A 24661-nucleotide genomic window follows, 5' to 3' on the forward strand; every position below is an offset into this window, starting at 1 on the left:
ATTCAACAGATGACAAATATAATCCTCCTACGATCCGTGGAATTAAAACTAGTTTATTTTCCATTCTGATTATATTGAACAAAATACGGGAACTATAATTTCGTTGCAATCCTTAGTTCTAGATTAAAGGGTTATTAACGGAGAGAAGGAGTTGAGTACTTTGTCCTCTTCAAATGATGCTGAAAAAATCCGGCAAGAACATGATGTGCCAAGTGGAAAGATCAGAAAGATTGTTATTTATTCATCAATGGCAGTCGTACTTCTGGTGATTATAGCTTATGCAGGAATGCATTTCACCTCGCAACCAAACTTTTGCGCAAGTTGCCATCTAATTAGTCCTTCTGTTACCTCATGGGCTCAAGGACAACACAAAGATGTTACTTGCTTAAAATGTCATGCCGATCCCGGTTACATCGGGTATGTTAAGCGTAAAATTGGTGGATTAAAGGAAGTATATTTACATGTAACAAACCAGGAACCCAACAAGCTAAGTGCAAGGTTAAATGTTGAAGCTTGTATTTCCTGCCATACTGGTAGCGACTTTCCTAAGGCCAAGAATCTTCTTCTGACTTCCGGAGATATGGCACCAAAGTTTCAGCATGCAGAAATTTTGAAGAATAAGATTTCATGTCTTACGTGCCATCAGAATGTGGGACACAGTAAAGATTCTACAAAGTAAATCTAAAACTAATAGCCTTTACTTGGGTTGGTCAGTTACCCAAGCAAAGGCTATTTATCAAAAGAAACTTCAATACCTACCACCCTTTACGACTCCGCCAAAACTCAGGCTGAATCAGCACCAGCAGGGTAAAAAGTTCCAGTCGGCCAAGCAGCATGCAGAGAATAAGGACGCTTTCTCCAAAGGCGTTAATGGTGGAATACGTGGTTGTCGGGCCTATCACTCCAAATCCTGGACCAACATTCCCCAAGGTTGCAGCCACCGCACTCATCGCATCAAAGGGTTCTAATCCTGTTGCTGTAATTAACAAGGTTGCAAAGGCAAAAATGCTGAGAAAAAGAAAGAAGAAAACGGCCACAGTATTTAAAATACTAGGATCAACCGTCCTTTTTGCGAAGCGAACATCGATGACTGCTTTAGGGTGGATCGCCCTTTTCAACTCTGCCCACGCAAGCTTAAAGAGTAAAATAATTCGAGATACTTTTATTCCGCCGGCAGTCGATCCCGCACTTCCACCGATAAACATGAGACACAAAAGGATGAATTTGCTTACAGAAGGCCACTGATTGAAATCATCTGAAGCGAACCCCGTTGTGGTCATAATCGAAACAACTTGAAAGAGCGCATGACGCAGTGAATTTCCTCCCCCTCTTTCCATTGTCCACCACAAGCTCAGGGCAATCATCAGTGTGGCGACAACAATAATAAGTATATAGAATTGAAACTCGACATCTTTAAGAATCTTTTTTATCCCTGAGCGCCAAGCTTGGTAATAAAGTCCAAAGTTTCCTCCAGCAATCATCATAAAAGCAATGATTATTAGTTCGAGCCCTAAACTATCATAGTACATAATGCTCGTATTTTTCGTAGAAAAGCCTCCGGTCGCCATCGTTGCAAAGGAATGATTAATGGCATCAAACCAATTCATACCCGCGAGCACTAAAAGAATTATTTGAGCAAGCGTAAGGCCCAAGTATATTTGCCAGAGTTTTAGGGCATTATCACGGATTCTGGGAAGAACGCGTTCGGAGATCGGCCCTGGGACCTCAGCATTAAAGAGATGAACTGCACCTGTTATGTTTGGCAGAAAGACAATAAACAACACAATAATACCCATACCCCCAAGCCAATGGGTCATACCGCGCCATAAAAGAATGCTCTGTGGGAGTATTTCAACATTGTCAATAACGCTCGCCCCTGTTGTCGTTAAACCAGAGACAGTTTCAAATAATCCGTCAAGATAAGTTGGTACAGCTCCAGTTAAGGCAAAGGGTAAAGCTCCAGCTAAAGATGTTAGTATCCAAGCTCCTGCGACAATGACAAATCCTTCCCTTAAACCCATTCGCCCGTCTTTTTGCCCATGTGACACCATAATAACCCCTAAAATCAAGATTACGATGACGGAGATGAGTAACCCAAGTACGCTTCCTTCCTGCCAGGCCAAAGCTACCAATAATGGAGCTCCCATGAAAGTTGCATAAGCGACCATAAGTCGGCCCAGGATACCTTCCACTAATAAATAGTTCATAGCAGAACCCCTTAAAAGATTTTACTAATTTTTTTAATGGAACTCGGCAATGTAAAGATAACGGCGCGATCACCAGCTTGGAGAATGGTATAACCATTAGGGATAATTAACTCATCTCCCCGAACTAAAGCACCAATCAACATATTACTAGGTATCCTCGCGTCTTTGAGCTTACGACCAATAAGGGACGATTTAGGAGAAATCACAATTTCCATCGCCTCTGCTTTGGCGCCTTCCAATAGCGAGACAGCGACCACTTCACCCTGACGCACTTGACGCAAGATAACCCCTGCAGTTAAGAGCCGTGGTGAAAGAATAACATCAACTCCCACTTTGCCCATCAGGGACATATATTCGGATCGGCCCACACGAACAATTGTCTTTTGAGTTCCCAGATCTTTGGCTAACAAGGCGAGCAGTAAATTCAATTTATCGTCTGCTGTTACGCAAACAACCGCGTCTGTTTCTCCCACTCCCTCTTCAATAAGAAGATCAATATCCGTCCCATCTCCACAAAGAACGAGTCCTTTATCGATGATCTTTGCCAATTCACTGCAGCGCTCTCGGTTTTTCTCGATCACTTTAATCGATATTCCAACATTATCTAAAATTTTTGCTAGATGTCTGCCGATTCGACCCGCACCAATAATCATCACCCGTTGAATCTTTGTTTTCTTCTCAGCGAATTGTTCTCCAAAATCTTCTATAGCGACCTGTGCACCGACAAAAAACACACTGTCTTGAGGTAATAAACAATCCGTACCATTGGGAATAATCATACGATCCTGACGCAGGATCCCTACAACAAGTACCTGGTCCGGTAATTTTAAACTTTTCAGTGGAACATTAACATAAGGAGAATCGGCTCTGATCCGAACCTCGAGCAATCGCACTCTTCCATCCCCGAAATCCTCAACATCTAACGCAGCAGGCGTGAGAAGAATGCGGCTGATTTCAAGAGCCGTTACCATTTCTGGATTGATCGTCAAATCAATGCCTAGCGCCCTATTAAATTCAGCTTGTTTTTTTCCTGCATATTCTTGGCTCCGTACACGGGCAATGGTTCGAGGTATCCCAACTTGTTTGGCTGCCATGCAAGCAATCATGTTGACTTCATCCCGATCCGTCACTGCGACCAGAAGATCCGCCTTGAGTAACCCGAAATCGGCTAAGAATTGCGGACTTGCCCCGTTGCCACTAAGCGTCATCACATCAAGGCTATTCTGGACAATCTGTCGACGTTCCTCTTCATGTTCTATGACTGTAACTTCATGTCCCTCTTTGGACAAACATTGTGCCAGACTGAAACCCACTTTTCCAGCTCCGACAATGACTATACGCATTTGATTAAATTCTCCTTCCGCCAATGTCAAATGGGCCATTTTGCCATGGGCAACATACTGCTATTCGGCAAGGTTATGTGTAATTCCTTTATTTTATGGGCCTTATAAGAATTAACCCTAAATTTTAGAAATTCTACGTTTAGACATGAAAAGTTGAATTATTTTAAAACAAACTGTATGATAAACAATATTCTAGAAACCCTCAATCTGTGTTGGGTTTGAAAATTGGATAAAAGCCCGAAAGGAGGAATAAGATGTTTATTGGGGCTCGTACCATTAAAACAGGAATTGCTGTGGCAACTACACTCTTTATCTGTGATCTCTTCCATATCGAACCTGCTTCCTTTGCCGCGATAACTGCGGTCGTAAATATGCAACCTTCCGTCAGTAAATCTCTTAATAACGCCTGGCAGCAAATCGGCGTACATTTACTCGCCGCAACCTTTGCCTTACTAATTGGCATCCTCATCGGTGCTAATCCGATATCCATCGGTGCCACCGTAATTTCCCTTATTCTTATCTGTAACTGGATCGGCTGGTCAGGTGGAATTGTCTTAGGAATTGTCTCGATCATCTTCATCCTTGACTCTCCTCCGGAAACCTTCCTAATTCATGCCTTATCCCGTTCCCTCAGTATCTTTGTAGGACTGGGGATAGCATTGCTAATTAACAGAGTTTTGGCCCCGCCTAGATATAAAACCAAACTGCTGGATACCCTCCAATCTCTTCTCGTTCTGACGTCAGACTATTTCTTAGAAAGTCTTAATACCTTCATCCATGCTGGTTCTATAACATCCTATCAAAAGCCAGACCCTCAAAAACTAAAAGACCTGTTTGAAGAAATAACACTCCTTTACGAGCATGCTCGTGAAGAAATTACCGTTGAAGACAATCCACCCCTAATAGAGCGGCTCTTGGAAATTTGTAGAGGCTTTATTGAACGGGGTCAAAGCATTAATCAGATGACTTCTCAACGGGTCAAACGAAGACAACAAGCGTATTCCGAAGCAGAGCTCCAAGAAATCAGTGCGCAATTCCAAGATATAATGGATATTCTGTTCGTTGGACATGGAAAACTAACTGGATTGATTCAAGCCCTTCGCCTCGGAGTTACCGAAAAGAAAAGTTGTAAATTCTACGACGAAGATATTTCATACTGGGAATCATTCGATAAGGCAATTGACGAATGGAACAGGAAAGTGAGTGGAGTCTTTTATTTGCGGGCCTTAATGGAAGTGTCCGTGGTAGCCACGGAATTACGTTGGGCTGGTCGCCGCACAAAAGCCATCCTCAATCGACTTTACAAACAGAATCCTAAAATGATTAAATGAGAATCGCCATGCGTGGCGCACGTATAAGGCGACCTTGCGAAAGCAGGTCGCCTTTTTATTGACAAACTATATTCTTCATGCTTTAGCTGGCCCAATGATATATAGAACGAGTATCTTCTTCTTTAGAGTTATCCAGGCGATGATATAAATAACTATTGGGAGAATCAATTGCAGGCAGCCCTGATGGAAGGGTAGGACTTTTCTCTATCGTAACGGAAGTATACAGAGGGGTTATAGCATATAAATCGTCCATCTCTGAATTATTGAGCCGTATACAACCCTGAGAAACATCTTGCCCAATGCTTAAAGGGGAATTAGTTCCATGAATAGCAAACTTATTATTTGACAATTCCATGGCTCTTTTCCCATATACATTTTCATCAATGGGCACAAATTTATCGGGGTTCATGACCTTTTTCGAGATAAACAAATTTCCCTCGAGGGTTGAATCCTCTTTCCCAAGAGCAACAGAATAGCTACGAATTATTTGATCCCCAGAAATTACTGATAAGGTATGATTCTCCTTACTTATGATAATTGATAAAGGATAAAATGGGATCTCTTTATCATATGAAACATTGGGCTTAACAACTTCTTTTATAACAGATAACCATTCCTTATCAGAATGGTTATCTGTAAATCGATATAGCCACCCGCCCTCTCCTGTCGAGGATAAGGACACAATATTCTTTAATCGATAAGGGTCATTCGGTAGCGCAGTTAAATAATTGTCAGGGAAAGGTTGGGTCAGAGTTCCGAGGTCTTCGGGTAGAAAGCCATTTTTTTTAAAGAATTGATAGGCTGCACTTCTTAAAACAGTTGTCGTTTCCCATAATTGACGTTCTTGAGTATCGGCCGTACTTTCCGGCGGGTAAATATACACCCGAATATTATTATCCCCGCCTGCCCAAAAGGCCATCCCTCTTTCAGTCTTAGTTTCATCGATTGCCACTATCTTTATTGCATTTAATGAATCCATCTGATAATCAGTCTTTAGCCTGGCAACAAGTTCCCTAACTAATAAATCTTTACTTACCTCTCGTTTAACTACAATTATCTTAGGTTGAACTATAATTCCTGAGGGAGATAGAAGAGTTGCTGGTTTCTTGTCTATTACTTCATAAGGCAACATATATGTATAATGATGATTTGCATAAGTGAAAGTATTTTGAAGTTCACCAGGCAAAAAAAGAATTGCAACAATTACCCCGAGAAGTAAGGCAATAACCAAAGCAATAACTAATCCGGCCATGCCAATTTGACTCTTATCTTCTTTCTTTGTGGAAATAACCTTTCTCTCAGTATCTCTCATGAGTCGTTCCAATCTAAGAACTTCTTGTCTTGCTGGCAGAAACCCTTTGTTAAAAGACCGATGAATAAGCTCAAATGTTTGCTTCATTAATTTTTGGTGTAACATTAAATATCGATTATTCTTGGTTGAATTATACAAATTCAAATAGTTACGGGCCTGAGCTTCAGATTCTAAACCCAATTGATACATAGCCTCAGGATCTTCCGGTCGTTGAATCAAGAGCTTTTTCCAAAAGAATGGATCATTTTTAGAAATATAATAACCGTTCTCTAGGCTCAATAAATTATTCTTCAGTTTGGCTGATTCCAAAGTAAGCACATCCCTTAATCTTGTTCATTTCTTTCTGATGCTAAGATTCTGGCGATTACCTGACTTACTTTCTAAGTAGTTTCCATTGCTTGTCCAAGCGGACATTAAATAAAATTATTAAATTATGACTACTTTAAACTATTCATCTAGGGATATGATAAGACGTCTTTTCAGAAAATAAATTAAAAACAAGCCTACAAGCTTTTAGCTAACAGACTAGTTTTTGTTAATACGAATTGCCTCTGATCCATCTAGTTCAGTTTGAATGATCTCTGTTTATCTTCCTACAGCATAAAAAAACCGAAAAGTGTTAAATTAATATTTAAAAACATAGTCTCTCCGGTACGAGTGACGAAAGTCTTTATCAGCTATATTCAGGAAGGAATGATCACTATTAATACTACCCTTCACAGGGAAAATAAAGAGACTTATGAACAACTCAGCCCTTTCGAGCTTAAGGACAAATTAATTAGCCTTGCCAATAAACATGGAGATACAAGTATTTGGTCGATGCTAAATGCAGGAAGAGGCAACCCAAACTGGATTGCAGCAACCCCACGAGAAGCCTTCTTCACCTTAGGTCAATTTGCTTTAGAGGAAACCCGCAGCGTATGGAAAGATAAAGACCTTGCTGGCATGCCTAACAACAAGGGCATCGCCGTGCGCCTTAATGCTTTCCTGGGAAAACATCCCCAACCTGGAGACGATTTCCTCAGGAATTGTATTGATTATGGAACTAATCTGGGATTTAACCCGGATGACTGGGTCCATGAACTCGTGGATGGGATTATCGGGGATAACTATCCTGTACCAGATCGCATGCTCGTGCACCTAGAACAGATTGTTCACTCTTATCTTATTCAGGAAATGTGTAATAACGAATCTCCACCCGGCAAATACGATCTGTTCGCGGTTGAAGGTGGAACTGCCGCTATGTGTTATATTTTCGACTCTCTGATTGCCAATAAATTACTAGCCATTGGGGACAAAATTGCTCTGATGGTGCCCACTTTTACTCCTTATCTCGAGATTCCACATTTAGCGCGCTATAACTTTGAAATTATTCGAATCAATGCTTTGGAAATGGATGAACGAGGAGTTCACACTTGGCAATATACAAATACTGAGATTGACAAACTAGCCAATCCCAGTATCAAAGCTTTATATGTCGTTAACCCAAGCAACCCGCCCTCAGTGGCGATACGAACCGAGTCAAAAAACCATATCCTGGAGATGGTTAATAAGCATAATCCCAACTTAATGATTATTACAGATGATGTCTACGGCACCTTTGTTGATAATTTCCGTTCCCTGATGGCTGAATTACCGTTTAATACACTTGGAGTTTACTCGTTCTCCAAGTATTTTGGGGCTACAGGTTGGCGTTTGGGAGTCATCGCTGTTCACCAAGACAATGTTTTTGATCAATTGTTAAAGGACCTTCCACGCGATAAATCGGACGCATTGTCCGAGCGCTATGGAACAATTTCGATGCACCCTGAACAACTCCGTTTTATTGATCGAATGGTGGCAGATAGTCGCCAAGTCGCTCTAAATCATACAGCAGGTTTATCTACCCCTCAGCAAGTACAAATGGGTCTATTTGCTCTCTTTGCGTTGCTTGACCGAGAGAACCGTTACAAGAAATTGACCCAGGAAATTTGTCACCATCGCCAAGAATTATTATACGAAGGCTTTGGATTAGAACTACGCCCTGATTCATTCGACGCCGCATATTACAGTCAAATTGACTTGTTGGTGTGGGCAAAAATTAAGTACGGGGTTGAATTCTGTGACTATTTACAAGCGAACTATGAGCCCACTGACTTCCTTTTTCGTTTAGCAGAGGAATCTTCGATTGTGCTACTCAATGGCAGCGGGTTCGGAGGACCAAAGTGGTCCATTCGTACCTCTCTAGCCAACTTAAATGATGAAGCTTATCGAAAAATCGGTGAGACCGTCCAGAAGACGTTTGAAGAATACGCCGCATCTTGGCGAGCCTCTAAAGGACATTAAGCCTTGTTTTTCTTAGACTTATAAACATAAGCCTCTCAAGCTTCGGATCGCTACTTCCCCCATCAAGGCATAACCCGCAATACTAGGATGAACTTCATCCACAAATAGCAGGGCACCATTACCTACTCTTACCCTGTCGAGAAAAGGTGAATAAAAATCAATCAAAGAAACCCCTTTTTCATCCGCATAGCTTTTTAACCAATTCCGATATTCCGCCAGAAATAGCTCTTCTTCAGGTAATAAGGATGGAGTAGGTAACCCAAAAATAGGGACAATCCCGTTTTGCCTAGCAGAGTCCTCCATCGCCTTAAAATTAGCGCTGACACTTTCTAGGCGGATTTTCTCATAAGCATCATTAGCTCCCCCAAGAATAATGACATGGGTCGGAGCATGATCCAGTACATCCCGTTGGAACCGTTTACACATCCCGCTCGTGAAATCCCCGCATATCCCTTGGTTTAAAACATGGCCTTTGACTTGTTGGGCTAAATGTTCTACCCAAGACTCCTGATTGCTAAAAGGATACCCTTCGGTAATCGAATCCCCTATCGCAACTATTTTCATGTATCTTCTATACCACCTTGTTTTCCTTATCCTTTAACCTTCTATTTTCTAAACCAGCAAGACCGTTATAAGCTTGTAAATATTATAACTTATCTATAATATTTAAGAAATGATTATAAACGTTCTAAAAGAGGATGATAATTTTAACGAAACAAGGCTAGCAGTGATAAAGCACAGCTAGCCTTGTTTCGTTAAAATTATAGTTTCATTAATACTACTTTCAATTAATACTAACATTAAAGAAGCTATTAATCGAAAATTTCCAGATCATCTGGACTTTTTTCCTTGGTTGGGATAATAGTATCTCTTTCTTTCGACGTTGTATTGGAGCTGGGAGAAACTTTTTCGGTATGAGTAGACGTATGGTTTGTGACCGGTTTAGTTATTTTATTCCATTTAGGGGGCAAAGTTTTTACTTCCTCCTTTCAGACCTTTGAATGTAAATTAGTTATGGCTTTATAGGTTTTAACTTAAGTACTTGTTGACCCTAATATTTAGTATGTTTATAAAGTCACGTAAATATGTAATTTGCAGAAATCCAAGTCCCTTTTTTGCACCCTTACAGTTCCATTACCTGCCGAGCTTCTAACCAGCTCGGCTCTGAAAAAAATTTCAAGACAGCGAACTATATTTACGCATAAGGTGTGTTTTAATACAGATAAAAAAATGTATTGTCTGTTTAGAACACACCTGTTATAATTCTAGCATGTCCCTTTTAGCGCAAGTCCTTTTCAGTCTTCTTAGACTTCCACTTGAGGGCAAAAAAAAGAAAGGATGGTAGTACGGGTATTAAATACATAGCTAACTGTTTAGGGTTAGAAAACAAAACACTTAGAACAAATTATAGTATGGTTAGAATGGTAGGAAAATAATCGCGCACTTAATTTCGGATAATTTAAATACAATTTCTATTCAAATCGAAACGGGGTGGATTTATGTTAGGGCTAACTGACCCGGGTGTCATCGCCGCATTACTCTTATCTATCGGCAGTACCCTTTTATGTGTTGTTTATGGTTTAATCAATTGGAATAATGACTAAAAATTTTATAGTTTGAAGGGTGGAGTAGCAAGTGAGTATTTTTATTGTTGTTCTGGCAATTTATATATTAATCACAGCTTTTCTGGGATACCTCGGTTATAAGCATACAAAATCTTCAATGGATTACATGGTGGCAGGCGGTGATATCCACCCTTATGTCATGGGCATGGCCTATGGGGCAACCTTTATTTCTACCTCAGCGATTGTTGGGTTTGGTGGAGCAGCTGGGTTCTATGGTTTGAGTATGTTATGGTTAACTTTTGCTAATATTTTTGTAGGAATTTTTCTGGCCTTTGTTTTCTTTGGTAAGAAAACACGCACATTGGGACAGAAACATAGAGCATATACCTTTCCTCACCTATTGGGGGCTCATTTTCAGTCAACCTTCATTCGCAAGTGGTCCGCTGCACTTATGAGTCTTGTATTACCACTTTACGCTGCGGCCGTCATGATTGGTGGTGCCAGATTTTTAGAACAGACTTTACAAATGAATTACTCAACAGCACTTTGGCTTCTCTCTCTCATAGTATTAGCCTACGTCTTTTTTGGTGGTCTGAGAGGAGTGGTTTATACGGATGCCTTCCAGGGCACCCTGATGTTTGTCATGATGTTTCTCCTCCTCTGCTTTACGTATATAAAGCTTGGCGGTATTTCTGTGGCACATGCTAAGTTAAATGCCATGACTAGCCTAGTTCCTGCCGCCCTAGCGAAGCAAGGAATGACCGGATTTGCATCAATGCCCATCTTTTTAAGCCAAAACTGGTGGTTTGTCATATCCACTTTAGTACTTGGGGTCGGTATCGGTGTGTTAGCTCAGCCTCAACTGGTCGTACGTTATATGACGGTTAAATCCGGTAAAGAATTAAACCGAGCCTTAGTTTTCGGCGGAGTTTTCATTTTATTTATGACTGGTGTAGCCTTTACCATCGGTGCTCTTTCAAATGTTTATTTCCACGAAACGAGTAATACTATTGCCATGACAGCATCCGCTATTGGAGGAACTGGTCCTAATACGGATAAAGTCATCCCGTTGTTTTTGTCTCAAGCGTTTCCTGCTTGGCTCGTTTACTTTTTCTTGCTTGGCCTATTAGCAGCAGCCATGTCTACCTTGAGCGGTCAGCTTCATATTATCTCGACCTCAATCAGTTATGATCTTTTGGGTAAAACGAGTAAAGATGACTCTTCTAAAACACTCTTGTTAGCCCGTGCGGGTTTAATAGTTGGGTTTATTGCCACTGTCATGGTAGCTAACGTCTTACCAGGTAACATCATCGCTGTGGCCACGTCGATCTTCTTTGGCCTTTGTGCCGCAGCCTTCCTACCTATCTACGCAGGCGCCCTTTGGTGGCCACGCGCAACAAGAACCGGCGCAACATGGAGTATGCTGGTGGGAACCTGCGTCTATAGTTTTATGTGCCTCTTTGTCTATACTAAGGAATCTGCCATCTTTGGCATAGCCAAAGCTACATTTGGTAAAAGTTCGCTAGCGGGAACAGGTTCCTTAAGCTATGTCGACCCTTTGATAATTGCACTTCCGGCCAGTATTTTTGTCTTTATCATCGTCTCACTATTAACCAAACCATTAAAACCTGTCGCTTAACAAGGCAATGTCTTAAATCACACAATTCCTCCTGAGCGACGAAAGATGTTTTCGTTGTCTACACTTTTATGCTCTGCAACGTGTTTTTGCTCGAAGGACCAAAGTTTGTTTTTCTCTCGTTTGCGCCGGTTACTAGGGTGTCCGTTCCCAGTTTTTTTGTTCGGGTTCCGTCTTATCTTTGGGCTGTGGACAGGTAGCAAAAAACGGCCTTCTAGATCTGCGCGATCGGTTGCTCGATAGATTAAGTGGTAATTACCAATACAGACACCGTTATCACTCCTCGTAAGTGAAGTGAACCGAGGTAAGCTATTGAGTTAAATATCTTATAACAAAAGCAGTGTCTAAAAAAAACTTTCCTGGGTAACCATCATTCTCGGTGGAATAACGACAAAATCTTTATCCCAATCTCCGGTAACGAGCCTCTCTAATAGCGGACAAGAACTCTTTCTTTCTTCAAATGTTGCCCCCATAAATTCCGCAATTTGTTTTGAATGTTCAACCAAACTTTCATAATTGCCGACGCCAGTGTCTATGAAAACAAGTCGTTTATAGTTGCGGTATTCGGTATCAATAATATACCGGGCGTTTTCTTCCCCGTATTTCGCGCTATATTTAAGAAACTCTGCCTTTGGCTCGCCGCCCTGATCTATCCACCCCTTATTTACATAAATGGTTCCCGGACATATATCGAATTCCTGCTGATAAATTTGTCGTGAACCGAGTAAAAGACTGATGCAGTCGTGAACCCTTGGAATTACAAGCGTATGAGTTTTCGAATGAAGATTAACAACACCGTTTGAACACAAACCGTAGCCAAAAAGTAGGGTGTTATGGTCTTGGTCTGCATCAATTCTGGCTTGTAATTCCAAGTTAAGTTTTCGGGGCTCTCGATGAAGAGCATAGGGCAATAATTCATAGGACATTCCTTGAGGCAGAACTTTTTCGATTTCATCGGCAATCGTATTACACGCAAAAATCTTCGCTTTCATTTAATGCTCACACTCCTCTTGACGGTATCCAGAGGCAATAATCTCAAAGTACTCCTCGATAAAAACCTCGCCATAATTTGTGTCACTAGTTACTCTATCTTGGTTCACGATAATCTCAGGGTTGGTTATACCGGCTTTCTTAGCATTTTCCAAGACGATTTCCTTGCCCTTTGTTAGAATTCTATTGCGTGCATCTTCAGAATACATAAATGTTTCACAGCCCCAAGGCGCATGAACTTTATATCCAGGCTTCATGATGGCAGTAATCTTTTCGGCTACTTTTCCCATTGCAGCTCCAACAGCGCTGGCAACTTCACTGTGTTCTGGAATAAGAACCTCGGTTTTGAGTAAGTTACCCACCTCTGGTAAATAAGCGGATACTGGAGCACCGATGGCGACAATGGGATAATTTAAGCCAATTGGAACACAAATATCTAAATCTCCTTTAGTTTGTTTAAAAAAGGGTTCAAGGAAAAACTTAAAGTTCTTTTCCTTGGTAATATCGAAGGTATATCCTTGTTTCCTAGCAACACTTTGTAAGGTGGCAAGAGCTATTGACTGAGTCATAGTCTCGATGCACCGTGTTGCAAAACTATCAATACTTGAGCCATAAGTCGTGGCGAGAATTCTTGCCCCTTCGAGGGAAGCCTCAACATTCCATAGTTGCAACAGCCCAAGGCAATGCAGAGCATCTGTCGGAGTAAAGGAAATGCGCCCAATAATCCGAGCTTGTTCAAGGGATTTTAGCGCAAATACGCTCACGAAATCTCCAATTCGTTCTTTCAAAAATTTAACATTATGAGGTCCATCTTCAAGCCCCTTGACTATTCGCTGTTCATCGCGACTTAAGCTCTCTAGGGAAAGGGGCTTTTTAACGAGCATCCAGCAGTCGAGAGTTTGTCCATCAAAGATAGTTCCATTGAGGGCTTTAGATCGATGAATTTCGCGCAACTCCTGGATTAAATAAGAATAGCGCATGCTGATAACACAAAGTGGGGTAACCCGCGTCGGTCCAACACACAGTTGACCCTTCCCCTCAACCCCTATATAACTATCCCCACCGATCCCAAAGGTGCTGATCCCTGCGGTGTTGATATGTGTTTTCCACCCAGCGACTATTGCCCCTTCTTCATGCATTCTCCAGTATTTATTTTTAACGATTCCTATATCAGTGGTAGTACCTCCCATATCGAGAGTTAAGAAGGTTTCCATACCAGACAGAAACATCGCACCAACTACGCTCGCCGCAGGGCCTGACAGGATTGTTTCAATGGGCCTTTCGAGTGCTGTCTCCTCAGTGATCAGAGACCCATCCCCTTTTACAACCATAAGTGGAACAACAATCTTTTTACTCGTTAGTACTTCTTTGACGGCCACTAACAAATCCGAGATGACATGCAATAATTTTGCATTCAAGCAAGCTGTTACTGTCCGTTCATAGTGACCGATACTTGAGCTTAACTCATGAGCACATATAATGGGCACATCCCATTCTCTTCGTACTAACTCCTTTGCCTGATTCTCATGTTCGGGATTGCTGATGCTGAAAATTCCAGAAATAGCCAAAGTGTCAACTTCGCCTTTCATTTGGCCTATTACCTTCGCAAGTTCTTCCGTGTCAAGTTCACACTTTGCCGTTCCTAACCCGTCATGCCCACCTGAAACGACGCTAATCATTTGTGCTGGGAATTCCCCTGTTGGTCTATAGCCTATTAAGATTAATCCTACCTTACCGCCACGCCCTTCAACAATCGCATTTGTAGCGAGTGTCGTGGAAAGAGAAACCATCTTAATCTGTTTAGGATCGATTTCTCCTAAGTTATCGATACATTCCTCAATCCCAATGGTCAAGTCCTGCGGTGTTGTAAAGGCTTTTGCCTTCGCAACAACAACCTTGCCCTCAAAATTCAAAAGCACACCATCCGTATAAGTCCCTCCGGTATCAATACCTAAGATATAGGACACAGTTATCACTCCCCACAAGTTCGCACTTCTAGGATGTTTAAATGCAATATTCATGCCATCTTCTCCCAGTAAGGTAATATTTCAACTACATATATAGGTTTGCCTATTATTCAGTCATAATTAGTTGTTTTTTCTTGTCAACATAAGCTCAAAATACTTCTGTACTGAAATATAAGGCTTTGGACGGCAAAATCAGGTATGTATTTTTCATAATTGATTACTTTTGATTTTCGTTTTTAAGTCAGTATTAACTTGCCTCCGCTTTATATTAACTTAAATTGATGGTCAGATTTATAAAGTAAGAAAAATCGAGTACATCATTTTCAATGAACTCCGCTTTCCATCGGCTAATGTGTAATGGGGACTTGTGTTATGGGGACGGTCCCCATAACACTCATAACACACTAAGAAGGTTTTCTGATTGTGACGTTGAATTAAGTGGATTGAGTATCATAAAAATCTTATACGTAAAGATTAAAATAACGAGATTGGAGATGCCTCTATTGCTTGATTTAGCTAAAATAGTCATTAACTCGATCAACTTCCAAGTCGACCATGCTAAAACTCAAACCCAGTACCGAAAACCGCTTATCGGGTTTGCTTCAGCCAATGACCCCTTATTTAATCAAATGAAGGAGATCATCGGTCCCCATCATTTACATCCAACTGAACTTCTCCCTGATGCACAAACAGTTATCGCCTTTTTCTTACCCTTTGCCGAGACAGTAATAGAAGCTAATCGAAAAGGTTCACAGATTGCTAGAGAGTGGGCTATAGCCTATATCGAGACGAACGAACTAATCGCAACTATTAGCTCAGAATTAGAGAAAGAATTAGCTGGCCATGGAATAAATGTGGCTATTCAACCTGCTACTCACAATTTCAACGAACAGGATCTTACAGCAAGTTGGTCTAATAAAAGCATGGCCTATGTTGCTGGATTAGGGACCTTTGGCATCAACCACCTTTTAATTACCCCGGCAGGATGTGGAGGGCGTTTTGGCAGCATGGTAATCTCAGCCAAAATTACACCATCCCCTCGACCAACTGTGGAAAATTGTCTCTATCTTAGAGATTCAAAATGTCAATTTTGCGTAAAGAACTGCCCAACCGGTGCTTTAACTCTTCAAGGTCTGGATAAACAAACATGTTATGCTCATTTACTGGAAGTGGACAAACTGTTCCCTGACTTAGGATTATGCGACATTTGTGGTAAGTGTGCCGTAGGACCCTGTGCATACTACAATAATCGCTAAACTTATGTTATTCTTGAACATATAAGCTCGAAGGAGGCTAAATCATGCTAGAATTACAAAGTTTATCTTTAGAAATTGAAGGATCTAAAGGATTTGAGATTCTAAAGAACATAAATCTTCAATTTCATGAAAAAAAAATATATGTTATTACAGGACCCAATGGCGGGGGGAAATCCTCGCTAGCCAAAGTTATTATGGGAGTGTACCATCCTACCCAAGGGAATATCCTACTCGATGGACAAGAAATCACTACAACAACTATTACCGACAGAGCCCGGATGGGTATTGGCTATGCTTTTCAGAGTCCGCCTCGTTTTAAGGGCATAAAGGTTAAAGAACTCTTAACTATGGCCGCCTCACATAATCCTGAAAAAGTGAATATTTGCGATCTGCTTTATGACGTGGGATTATGCGCCCAAGATTATCTTAATAGAGATGTTGATAGCAGTCTCTCAGGTGGAGAAATGAAAAGGATCGAAATTGCCACTGTGCTGGCACGCAATCTAAAGATTGCGGTATTTGACGAACCAGAAGCAGGCATCGATTTATGGAGCTTTCAGAAGCTTGCCGAAACGTTTAGAAATATCCACGAGAAATATGATACAACGATTATTATTATCTCTCACCAAGAGCGCATAATGGAGTTAGCGGATGAAATTATTATCATGTCTAATGGAACAATCAGTGCCCAATCCGAAAGAGACATCATTCTTGCTGGAATTTTAAGTAACGAGGCTTGTGCTTGCAGCACTAAATGTGTGAAAGGGGTTGGTCAAAATGTTGAATGCGTTAGATAAACTGATGCTTGAGAAAGTGGCCGATCTCCATGAAATACCCCAAGGGGCTTACAATATCCGTAAAAACGGACAAGGAGTTCAGCGCAATACAACAGCGAATATAGATATTATCACGAAGCTGGATAAACCGGGAATTGATGTGATCATTAAACCCTATACTAAGGGGGAAAGCGTCCATATTCCAGTTATTGTGACTGAAGAAAACATTAATGATGTTGTTTATAATACCTTTGAAGTGGGCGAATACTCAGATGTGTTGATTGTTGCGGGCTGCGGAGTTCATAATTCTGGAGATCTCAAATCACAACATGACGGAATTCATACTTTTTATGTTCGAAAAGGGGCTAAACTTAAATATGTCGAGAAACACTACGGACAAGGTGACGGAAAGGGACAGCGGGTCCTAAATCCGCAGACAATTATTGAAGCAGAAGAAGGTGCCGTTGTCGAGCTTGAACTTATTCAGATTAAGGGGATTGACCAAACAAAGCGGGATACAGAAATTAAACTTATGGATAATGCAAAACTTATGGTCACTGAAAGACTTCTTACCCACAAGGATCAAGTAGCGGAATCCAATATTAGCGTCGAGTTATTAGGAGTTGATTCTTCCGCCCAGATTATATCCCGCTCTGTTGCTCAGGATGATTCCCGCCAGGAATTTTTCTTCGATCTCGCAGGGAAGAATAAAGGCCGCGGTCATATCCAATGTGATGCGATTATCATGCATCATGCACAGGTTCATTCCACTCCGAAAATTTCCGCCTATCATAGTGAAGCACAGCTAGTGCATGAGGCTGCCATCGGACGGATCGAATCGGAACAGTTAATTAAATTAATGTCGATGGGATTCTCAGAAAAAGAGGCCGAAGATACCATCCTTAGTGGTTTTCTTAAATAAGAAGGAGGAAGCTTATGTTTAAAAGGATTTTGGTACCCACAGATGGCTCCGAATCATCACGTCACGCCCTCAAAGTTGCCTTGGAACTTGCTGAGAAATTCAATTCGGAAATAGAGCTTTTCCACGTTACCCCAACCCAGGAAGCCTACTATGGATTCGATGGGGGTTATAGTATTCTCATTGACCAAGACCAAATCGATAAAAACGGCGAATTAGCGTTAGAATTTACTCTTAAGGGCATGGAGGTTGGAGACGTATCTTTATCAAAGAAACATGTATCTGGCAACGCTGCAAACAGCATCTTAGAAGAGATTAGAAGGGAATTTGACTTAGTTATCATGGGGACTGTTGGCCATGGAGTTATTTCCGGAGCAATCGTAGGAAGTGTTACTCAACGCGTACTGGCCCATTCCCAAAGTCCAGTACTTATTGTGAAATAACAACGCTCCATACCTTTATACTATTTTCTTAATTCACGTTAAAGAAAACTTGGCTGGCGCTAAGCCTTGGCGCAGGCGGCCGCCTTAGTTGCCCTTATGCTTCCAAAAAGTATACAACGAAGTTATACTTTCTGACTAGTACAACAAAAGGCTGGAAGCTAAAAGCTTCCAGCCTTTTCCCCTACCTCACTTTCCGGGATTAATCTTAAGCCTATTTTCCTTTTACCGCTTCTTGATTGGAAGCTTACTAGCCAAATTATAAAGAGCCTCGTCAGATACTCTATATACCGTCCAATCATCCATTGGAATAGCCCCCATTTGTTTATAGAACTTAATTGAGGGTTCATTCCAGTCTAAACACCACCATTCCAATCTACCACACTTTCTTTCAATTGCTAACTGTGCTAGAAATGTCAGAAAAATCTTGCCTATCCCTTTTCCTCTCATTTCTGGTTTTACGTATAAATCTTCCAAATAGATGCCCGTTTTCCCTAGGAACGTTGAAAAGTTATGAAAAAACAAAGCAAATCCTATCGGAGCATTTTTATATTCGCCAATAATAACTTCCGCAATTTTTTGTTCAAATAATGACTCTCGAAGAACCTCTTCGGTCGCCACAACGTCAGGCAACATGTTTTCATACTCAGCCAATTCTCTAATAAAGTTCAAGATCAGGGAAACATCTGTTACTTCAGCAAACCTCAATTTAAAATCAGCCAAACCTGTATCCCATAATTTTTCCATCTCTTTCTCCTTTCAAATAGGTAATCATAATGTTCTCAGATATGAACTGCGAGTACAATCGCATAGCCCCAAAGATTTATGCCCAATTTAATTGACACATTTCTTTAAATCAATTTTAATGATATAGTAGCTCAGAGAAGAAGGAGGTCTATTTTTGGTGAAATATCTTAATTCGTTACTATTGGCAATTCCTCTTAGTATTTTCCTACATCTTTCTGATAACTCGCCCGTTTTGATTTTTCTTACTGCCTGTTTAAGCATTATCCCTCTTTCAGGCTATATGGGGAAAGCCACGGAAGAAATCGCAATCTACGTTGGCCCAAGAGTTGGGGGCTTGCTCAATGCCACCTTTGGTAATGCGGCAGAACTTATCATCACTATCTTTGCGCTTAAAGCAGGCCTGCTAGAGGTGGTTAAAGCATCCATAACAGGGTCTATTATTGGTAATCTTCTCTTAGTGTTAGGACTTAGCATGCTCCTTGGTGGATTTAAGTATAAAACTCAGAAATTCAACCGAGCGGTGGCTGTAATGCATACCTCTATGCTCCTTATGGCTGTAACAGGGTTAATCATACCTGCCGTCTTTCTTAACACCCACTCTAATCCCGCAGCTGAACCACTCAGCCTGGGAGTAGCAGCAATACTGATGCTCGTTTATTTGCTCAGTTTAATCTTTTCTCTACATACCCATAAGGATGTCTTTCGTCCAAGTCAGGAAAGTTCAGACAAACCCAAATGGTCAAAACTTAAGTCTTTTACCATTTTACTAATAGCTACGTTCTTTGTCGTTATCGAAAGTGAATTTCTGGTTGCAGGCATCGAACCTGTCGTTAAAACCCTAGGTATCAGCGAACTATTTATTGGAGTCATCGTTATTCCGATCATCGGCAATGCCGCTGAGCATTCCACCAGCGTTATTATGGCCCTGAAGAACAAAATGGACATTAGCTTAGAAATCGCCATTGGCTCAAGCACTCAAATTGCGCTTTTTGTCGCACCCTTACTGGTCTTTATCGGATACTCTATGGGCCAACCCCTTGACTTCTTATTTACCAGTTATGAACTGATTGTCATCATCATGGCAACCGTCATCACCGCGATTATTAGTATGGACGGTCGCTCCAATTGGCTAGAAGGCGCCCAGCTTTTAGCAGCCTATTCCATTATGGCCTTAGCCTTTCTTTTTGTTTGAACTTTCCTTTTCACCTCAAAAAAGCAAATTCCTACTTTCAAAGAACTCCAGGCTGGAAGCTTAATGCTTCAAGCCTGGAGTTCTTTTTCTTCTAATTTCTAGGGCTTTCCCTTTGTTCCCTTTGTGCTAAAAACCGCTTAAACTGTAGTCTTACTTCCCCCTAAATAAGCTTCTTTAACTCTGGGATTAGCCGCCACTTCCTCTGCTGTACCATTATAAACAATCTTACCTGTTTCCAAAACGTACGCGTAATGGGCAATTTTCAAAGCCTGACGTACGTTTTGTTCTACAAGCAGAACCGTAGCACCCTCCTGATTGATTTCTTTAATGACTTTAAAAATATCAGCCACAACCATCGGAGCCAACCCCATTGAAGGTTCATCTAACAATAGGAGATCCGGTTTAGCCATCATAGCCCTGCCAATCGCTAACATTTGCTGTTGTCCACCAGAGAGGGTCCCCCCAAGCTGGTTTTTGCGTTCCTCAAGCACCGGAAAGCGATTAAAAACCGAGCGCAGGTCAGCCGCAACCTGACCATCCTTCCTTTGATAAGCACCCATCTCCAGGTTTTCCAAGATCGTCATTTGACTGAGGATATTTCGTCCTTCAGGTACTAAGGAGATCCCAAGGGAGACAATCTTATGCGGCGCCAATCCCTGGATCTGCTTTCCTTTATAAATAATCCGCCCGGATTCTGGCTTAAGTAACCCAGACAAAGATTTCATAGCCGTTGTTTTACCTGCCCCGTTTGCTCCAATTAGAGACACAATTGAGCCAGCAGGAACCTCGAGATCAATGCCTTTTAGTGCTTTAATACTACCATAACCAGTAACGAGTCCTTCAATTTTAAGCACTAGGCATCCTCCTTCCCCAAATAGGCTTCAATGACAGCTGGATCCGCCTGAACTTCAGTGGGTGTTCCTTCTGCAATTTTAACCCCAAAATTAATGACGACTAAACGATGACAAATATTCATCACCAAATTCATGTCATGTTCAATGAGGAGGATAGTCTTGCCCATTTGGTTGATAGTTTTAATCAGCCTTTCAAGATCCTCAGTCTCGTTTTCATTCATACCGGCTGCCGGTTCATCTAGAAGCAGAATTTCCGGCTCAGCGGCCAAGGCCCTGGCAATTTCTAAACGTCGCTGTCTACCATAAGCCAAAGCCCCGGCAGGGGTTTTAGCACTGTCCTCAATTCCAACCAATTCCAGTAATTCTTGAGCTCGTTTCCTAGTCCTTGCTTCCTCCTTACGTTGGGCAGTGGGCTGAAAAATACCGGCCCAAAAGCCCGACTTAGTCTGGGAATGAGCCCCGACCATCACATTTTCCAAGGCCGTCATCTGATCAAAGAGCTTAATATTCTGAAACGTTCTAGCTAAACCAAGTTTAGTCACCTGGTACGGCTTCATTGCTAATAGACTACGATCATTAAAAAGAATTTCCCCCTTAGTTGGCGCAAAAATGCCAGTAATCAAGTTGAAAAGAGTGGTCTTGCCGGCGCCGTTAGGCCCGATAATACCTAGAATCTCTCCCTTTTTCAGTTGAAAACTTATATCATTCAAGGCCGCTAGACCCCCAAATTCTTTGCTTACGTGCTCAAGAGTTAAGATCACTCTGAGGACCTCCTTCCTAACTTGGTACGCCAAAAGCGGACCGTCTCTTCAGAAATCAGTCCAAGCGGCCTAAAGGCCATCATTGCAACTAGAATAGCCCCATAGATCATCATCCGATAATCAGATGCTGCACGTAAAAATTCGGGCAGAAGAGTAAGGAGCAAAGCACCCAAAATAGGGCCCCACACTAAGTTACTCCCACCAAACACTGCAAAAATAAGAATCTCGACCGTTCGATGATAATCAAAATCCTTGGGACCGATGTAGAACGTCAAATGAGCCGATAGTCCACCAGCAACCCCAGCAATAAAAGCTCCTAAAATAAATGCTAAGATCTTAAAGTAAGTAGTATTGATTCCCATTGCTTGCGCCGCCGTCTCGTCTGCCTTGATCGCTGCAAACGCCCTTCCTACTCGGGAGAACCCTAAACGACGGGTGAAAAAGAGCAATAGTACAAGGATCACTAAAAGAATTAGCAAGACAGCACAATTGCTTATTTGTTGCAGGCTTATGCCCGCGAAACCGTCGGCAAAACCCAAAGTGCTTAAAACGTTTCCAGTTAGGACATTTAAGGATGGTATCCCTGATATCCCCAATGCTCCGTTTGTAATCTTTAAATTCAGAAAGATGACCCTAACCACTTCGCCAAATCCCAGCGTGGCAATTGCCAAGTACAAGCCATTGAGTCTAAGAGCGGGAAAGCCGATAATGAGAGCAATCAGCACTGAAGCCATCCCCCCTGTAGGGATAGCTAGATAAACGGGCAAACCTAACTTAATGGTTAACAAGGCAGACGAGTAGGCTCCAATACTCATAAAGCCAGCGTTACCCAGCGAAAGTTGCCCAGTAGCTAAAGTAAGGTAAATGCTAATCCCGAGAATGGCATTAATCAAAACAAACATCCCGATTTGGAGATAATAAGGATTCAGCAAGGAATTTATCATTTATTTACCTCCTTGCTGATCACGGCTGCCAAAAAGTCCTTGGGGACGAATAAAAAGGATCACGATAATCATCCCAAAAGCAACCGCATCTCTATATGAAGAATTTCCATAAGCTACACTGAAAACTTCGGCAATGCCCAAGATCAGCCCACCTAACATTGCCCCAGTTATATTACCCATACCACCCAGGATAAGAACAGCAAGGCCTTTTAGCCCCATCGTAATTCCCATCGTCGGTTCCACAGCGTTAAACGATAAACCCACCAAAACCCCAGCTACGGACCCTAAAGCTGAAGCAAGTGAAACAGTAAGAACAATGATCTTATTCGTGTTGACTCCAAGCAAATTGGCCGTCTCAATGTTTTCAGCAGTCGCTCGAAGTGCCTTGCCGATCTTTGTCTTGGCGAGCCAAAAGCGCAACACCAGCATTAAGGAAAATGAAACTGCCAAAATAAAAATTTGTACTAGAGATATTCGCATCGGTCCAAACTCAAAAGCAGCTGTAAAAGAAGAAGGGAAATCCCTACTTTGCGGACCAAATAATTTCAAAGCGACACTTTCAAGAAAAATTGAAACTCCGATCGTGCTTATCAAGGGTGCTAAATGGGAAACGGCCTTGCGCCGTAAAGGTCGCAAGGCCACTCTTTCCAAGATGATCCCCAGGATAGCGCCGGTCAACGCAGCTCCAAGCATTGCTACAAAGATATTAACTTTTAGATGAGTCACTAATAACAAACCCACGAAAGCCCCAAACATGAAGATTTCACCATGTGCCATGTTGACAATATTTAAGACTCCCATGATTAGGGTATAGCCCAGAGCTATAAGGGAATACGTGCTTCCCAACGTCAGGCCGTTGACCAGCTGCTGCCAAAACAATATTGTTCACTCCTAATCGAATGCTTATTTGAACTCTGTGAACTGGCCATCCTTAACCAGTAGCACAGTAGCTTCCATGACTGGATTACGTTGAGCGTCAAAGGCAAATTTTCCAGTTACCCCTTGGAAGTCCTTAATTCCAGCAAGACTATCCCTTAATTTTTTTCGGTCAGTCGCAGAACCTGACTTATCTAAAGCTGCACTCATGATGTATAAAGCATCATAAGCCTGTGCTGCAAATTGATCTGGGACCTTATTATATTTTGCTTTATAAGCCTCGACAAATTTCTTTACATTCGCATCATCCTTAGCAGGAAACCAAGGGCTAGCTACAAGAGCACCTTCTGCAGCAGTTCCAGCGATCTTCATTAATTGAGGGGAATTAAATCCATTCCCACCGACAAAGGGAACCTTAATCCCCAGTTCCCGTGCTTTCTTTAGGACCAGCGCGGCTTCTTGGTAAAGGCTAGAAACCATGACAGCATCCGGTTTCAGAGAGGCAATTTTCGTCAACTGAGCTGAGAAGTCTGTATCCTTGTCCGCGAACGTCTCAGTGGCAACAATTTGTAAACCGCTGTCCTTAACCGCCTTTTCAAAGGTTTTATATCCAGAGACAGCAAAGTCATTGTTGTTTGAATACATAAGGGCAACCGTTTTTAGCTTATATTTATCAACCGCTTTTTTTACTGCTGACGGTATGGCCACAGACTCCGGCAAAGCATTGCGGAACACAAATTCACCAATATCTGTAATTCCTTCAGCGGTTGTTGAGGTACCCATAATTGGAACACCGGCCCCGTTAACAATCGGGCCAACAGCAAACATCTCGCCGCTTAAAGTAGGTCCAATAATTCCTACAACACTATCCTTATTAACTAATTTGTTAGCTGCATTAATCGCGTCCGTTTTCTCCCCGCGTGAATCCTCGTACAAGAGATTAATCTTGATCTTATTCTTAGCGTTAAGCTCTTCCTTAGCCATATCTAATCCTTGTTTGATAGCCTCCCCATAAGCAGCGCCCCCACCGCTCAAGAAAGAAATAACTCCAATCTTTGCTTCCTGATTCGCTGCAGGCTCTGTAGCAGTCGGTGAACTAGTCTTACCGCAGCCTGCTACCGACAGAAGCATACCACTCAAGGCAATTACCGCTACCCCCTTTAGAAAATGTCCCTCGGAAAATAATTTCATTTTTGATTACACCCTTTCTAATAAATAAT

Annotated in this window: 21 protein-coding genes; 9 read left to right on the forward strand and 12 right to left on the reverse strand. The window is 41.8% G+C overall.

Going from position 1 to position 24661, the window contains the following annotated elements; genetic code table 11:
* Positions 1 to 160: 160 nt before the first annotated feature.
* Positions 161 to 679, forward strand: a complete 519-nt coding sequence (locus UF75_RS00160; protein ID WP_242860046.1) for a NapC/NirT family cytochrome c — start codon at positions 161 to 163, stop codon at positions 677 to 679.
* Positions 680 to 755: 76 nt separating this feature from the next.
* On the opposite strand, the gene UF75_RS00165 is transcribed toward UF75_RS00160, so the two are convergent.
* Together UF75_RS00165 and trkA are read right to left on the reverse strand one after the other, a co-directional pair.
* Positions 756 to 2207, reverse strand: coding sequence for a TrkH family potassium uptake protein (locus tag UF75_RS00165; RefSeq protein ID WP_045572575.1), 1452 nt, complete (start codon positions 2205 to 2207; stop codon positions 756 to 758).
* 11 nt (positions 2208 to 2218) lie between these two features.
* On the reverse strand, positions 2219 to 3550 hold the full coding sequence (gene trkA / locus UF75_RS00170; RefSeq protein WP_045572576.1) for a Trk system potassium transporter TrkA: 1332 nt from the start codon (positions 3548 to 3550) through the stop codon (positions 2219 to 2221).
* A gap of 254 nt (positions 3551 to 3804) precedes the next feature.
* On the opposite strand from trkA, the gene UF75_RS00175 reads away from it, so the two are divergent.
* On the forward strand, positions 3805 to 4881 hold the full coding sequence (locus UF75_RS00175; protein ID WP_045572577.1) for an aromatic acid exporter family protein: 1077 nt from the start codon (positions 3805 to 3807) through the stop codon (positions 4879 to 4881).
* An 82-nt stretch (positions 4882 to 4963) separates the two neighbouring features.
* Here UF75_RS00175 and UF75_RS00180 read toward each other — a convergent pair whose 3' ends face one another.
* The gene (locus UF75_RS00180; protein WP_052692935.1) at positions 4964 to 6502 is read right to left on the reverse strand and encodes a L,D-transpeptidase; all 1539 of its coding nucleotides are present in this window, start codon (positions 6500 to 6502) and stop codon (positions 4964 to 4966) included.
* A 384-nt stretch (positions 6503 to 6886) separates the two neighbouring features.
* Here UF75_RS00180 and aspD point away from each other — a divergent pair, with 384 nt between their 5' ends.
* Positions 6887 to 8518, forward strand: coding sequence for an aspartate 4-decarboxylase (gene aspD, locus UF75_RS00185; RefSeq protein WP_045572579.1), 1632 nt, complete (start codon positions 6887 to 6889; stop codon positions 8516 to 8518).
* 18 nt (positions 8519 to 8536) lie between these two features.
* On the opposite strand, the gene UF75_RS00190 is transcribed toward aspD, so the two are convergent.
* A complete protein-coding gene (locus UF75_RS00190; RefSeq protein WP_045572580.1) occupies positions 8537 to 9082 on the reverse strand; it encodes a GDSL-type esterase/lipase family protein in 546 nt (181 codons plus the stop codon).
* A 1071-nt stretch (positions 9083 to 10153) separates the two neighbouring features.
* Between UF75_RS00190 and UF75_RS00195 the strand changes: the two genes are divergently transcribed.
* Positions 10154 to 11722 (forward strand): sodium:solute symporter family protein, encoded by a 1569-nt coding sequence (locus UF75_RS00195; RefSeq protein WP_045572581.1) that lies wholly within the window; start codon positions 10154 to 10156, stop codon positions 11720 to 11722.
* A gap of 341 nt (positions 11723 to 12063) precedes the next feature.
* On the opposite strand, the gene UF75_RS00200 is transcribed toward UF75_RS00195, so the two are convergent.
* Both UF75_RS00200 and UF75_RS00205 read right to left on the reverse strand, forming a co-directional pair.
* On the reverse strand, positions 12064 to 12711 hold the full coding sequence (locus tag UF75_RS00200) for a DUF1638 domain-containing protein (RefSeq protein WP_045572582.1): 648 nt from the start codon (positions 12709 to 12711) through the stop codon (positions 12064 to 12066).
* A complete protein-coding gene (locus UF75_RS00205) occupies positions 12712 to 14730 on the reverse strand; it encodes a hydantoinase/oxoprolinase family protein (protein ID WP_045572583.1) in 2019 nt (672 codons plus the stop codon).
* 449 nt (positions 14731 to 15179) lie between these two features.
* On the opposite strand from UF75_RS00205, the gene UF75_RS00210 reads away from it, so the two are divergent.
* From UF75_RS00210 to UF75_RS00225, 4 genes are read left to right on the forward strand one after another with little or no spacing between them, the layout of a single operon-like run.
* Positions 15180 to 15932, forward strand: a complete 753-nt coding sequence (locus UF75_RS00210; RefSeq protein ID WP_242860047.1) for an epoxyqueuosine reductase — start codon at positions 15180 to 15182, stop codon at positions 15930 to 15932.
* Positions 15933 to 15976: 44 nt separating this feature from the next.
* Positions 15977 to 16729 (forward strand): ATP-binding cassette domain-containing protein, encoded by a 753-nt coding sequence (locus tag UF75_RS00215; RefSeq protein WP_045572585.1) that lies wholly within the window; start codon positions 15977 to 15979, stop codon positions 16727 to 16729.
* Positions 16710 to 17630, forward strand: a complete 921-nt coding sequence (locus UF75_RS00220; RefSeq protein WP_045572586.1) for a SufD family Fe-S cluster assembly protein — start codon at positions 16710 to 16712, stop codon at positions 17628 to 17630. Before UF75_RS00215 ends, UF75_RS00220 begins: the two co-directional genes overlap by 20 nt.
* Before the next feature lie 14 nt (positions 17631 to 17644).
* A complete protein-coding gene (locus tag UF75_RS00225; RefSeq protein WP_045572587.1) occupies positions 17645 to 18070 on the forward strand; it encodes a universal stress protein in 426 nt (141 codons plus the stop codon).
* 222 nt (positions 18071 to 18292) lie between these two features.
* On the opposite strand, the gene UF75_RS00230 is transcribed toward UF75_RS00225, so the two are convergent.
* Positions 18293 to 18814, reverse strand: coding sequence for a GNAT family N-acetyltransferase (locus UF75_RS00230; protein WP_045572588.1), 522 nt, complete (start codon positions 18812 to 18814; stop codon positions 18293 to 18295).
* 157 nt (positions 18815 to 18971) lie between these two features.
* Here UF75_RS00230 and cax point away from each other — a divergent pair, with 157 nt between their 5' ends.
* Positions 18972 to 20006: a calcium/proton exchanger gene (gene cax, locus UF75_RS00235; protein ID WP_045572673.1), complete on the forward strand. Its 1035-nt coding sequence runs from the start codon at positions 18972 to 18974 to the stop codon at positions 20004 to 20006.
* A 137-nt stretch (positions 20007 to 20143) separates the two neighbouring features.
* Here cax and UF75_RS00240 read toward each other — a convergent pair whose 3' ends face one another.
* The 5 genes from UF75_RS00240 to UF75_RS00260 are packed head-to-tail and all read right to left on the reverse strand — an operon-like array spanning position 20144 to position 24632.
* Positions 20144 to 20860, reverse strand: a complete 717-nt coding sequence (locus UF75_RS00240; protein WP_045572589.1) for an ABC transporter ATP-binding protein — start codon at positions 20858 to 20860, stop codon at positions 20144 to 20146.
* Positions 20860 to 21621: an ABC transporter ATP-binding protein gene (locus UF75_RS00245; protein WP_045572590.1), complete on the reverse strand. Its 762-nt coding sequence runs from the start codon at positions 21619 to 21621 to the stop codon at positions 20860 to 20862. The genes UF75_RS00240 and UF75_RS00245 overlap by 1 nt, the downstream gene beginning before the upstream one ends.
* Positions 21618 to 22565 (reverse strand): branched-chain amino acid ABC transporter permease, encoded by a 948-nt coding sequence (locus UF75_RS00250; protein ID WP_045572591.1) that lies wholly within the window; start codon positions 22563 to 22565, stop codon positions 21618 to 21620. Before UF75_RS00250 ends, UF75_RS00245 begins: the two co-directional genes overlap by 4 nt.
* Positions 22566 to 23444, reverse strand: coding sequence for a branched-chain amino acid ABC transporter permease (locus UF75_RS00255; RefSeq protein ID WP_045572592.1), 879 nt, complete (start codon positions 23442 to 23444; stop codon positions 22566 to 22568).
* Positions 23445 to 23468: 24 nt separating this feature from the next.
* The gene (locus UF75_RS00260; protein ID WP_052692936.1) at positions 23469 to 24632 is read right to left on the reverse strand and encodes an ABC transporter substrate-binding protein; all 1164 of its coding nucleotides are present in this window, start codon (positions 24630 to 24632) and stop codon (positions 23469 to 23471) included.
* Positions 24633 to 24661 lie beyond the last annotated feature (29 nt).

It is taken from the genome of Desulfosporosinus sp. I2, from assembly GCF_000960765.1.
Lineage (GTDB): Bacteria > Bacillota > Desulfitobacteriia > Desulfitobacteriales > Desulfitobacteriaceae > Desulfosporosinus.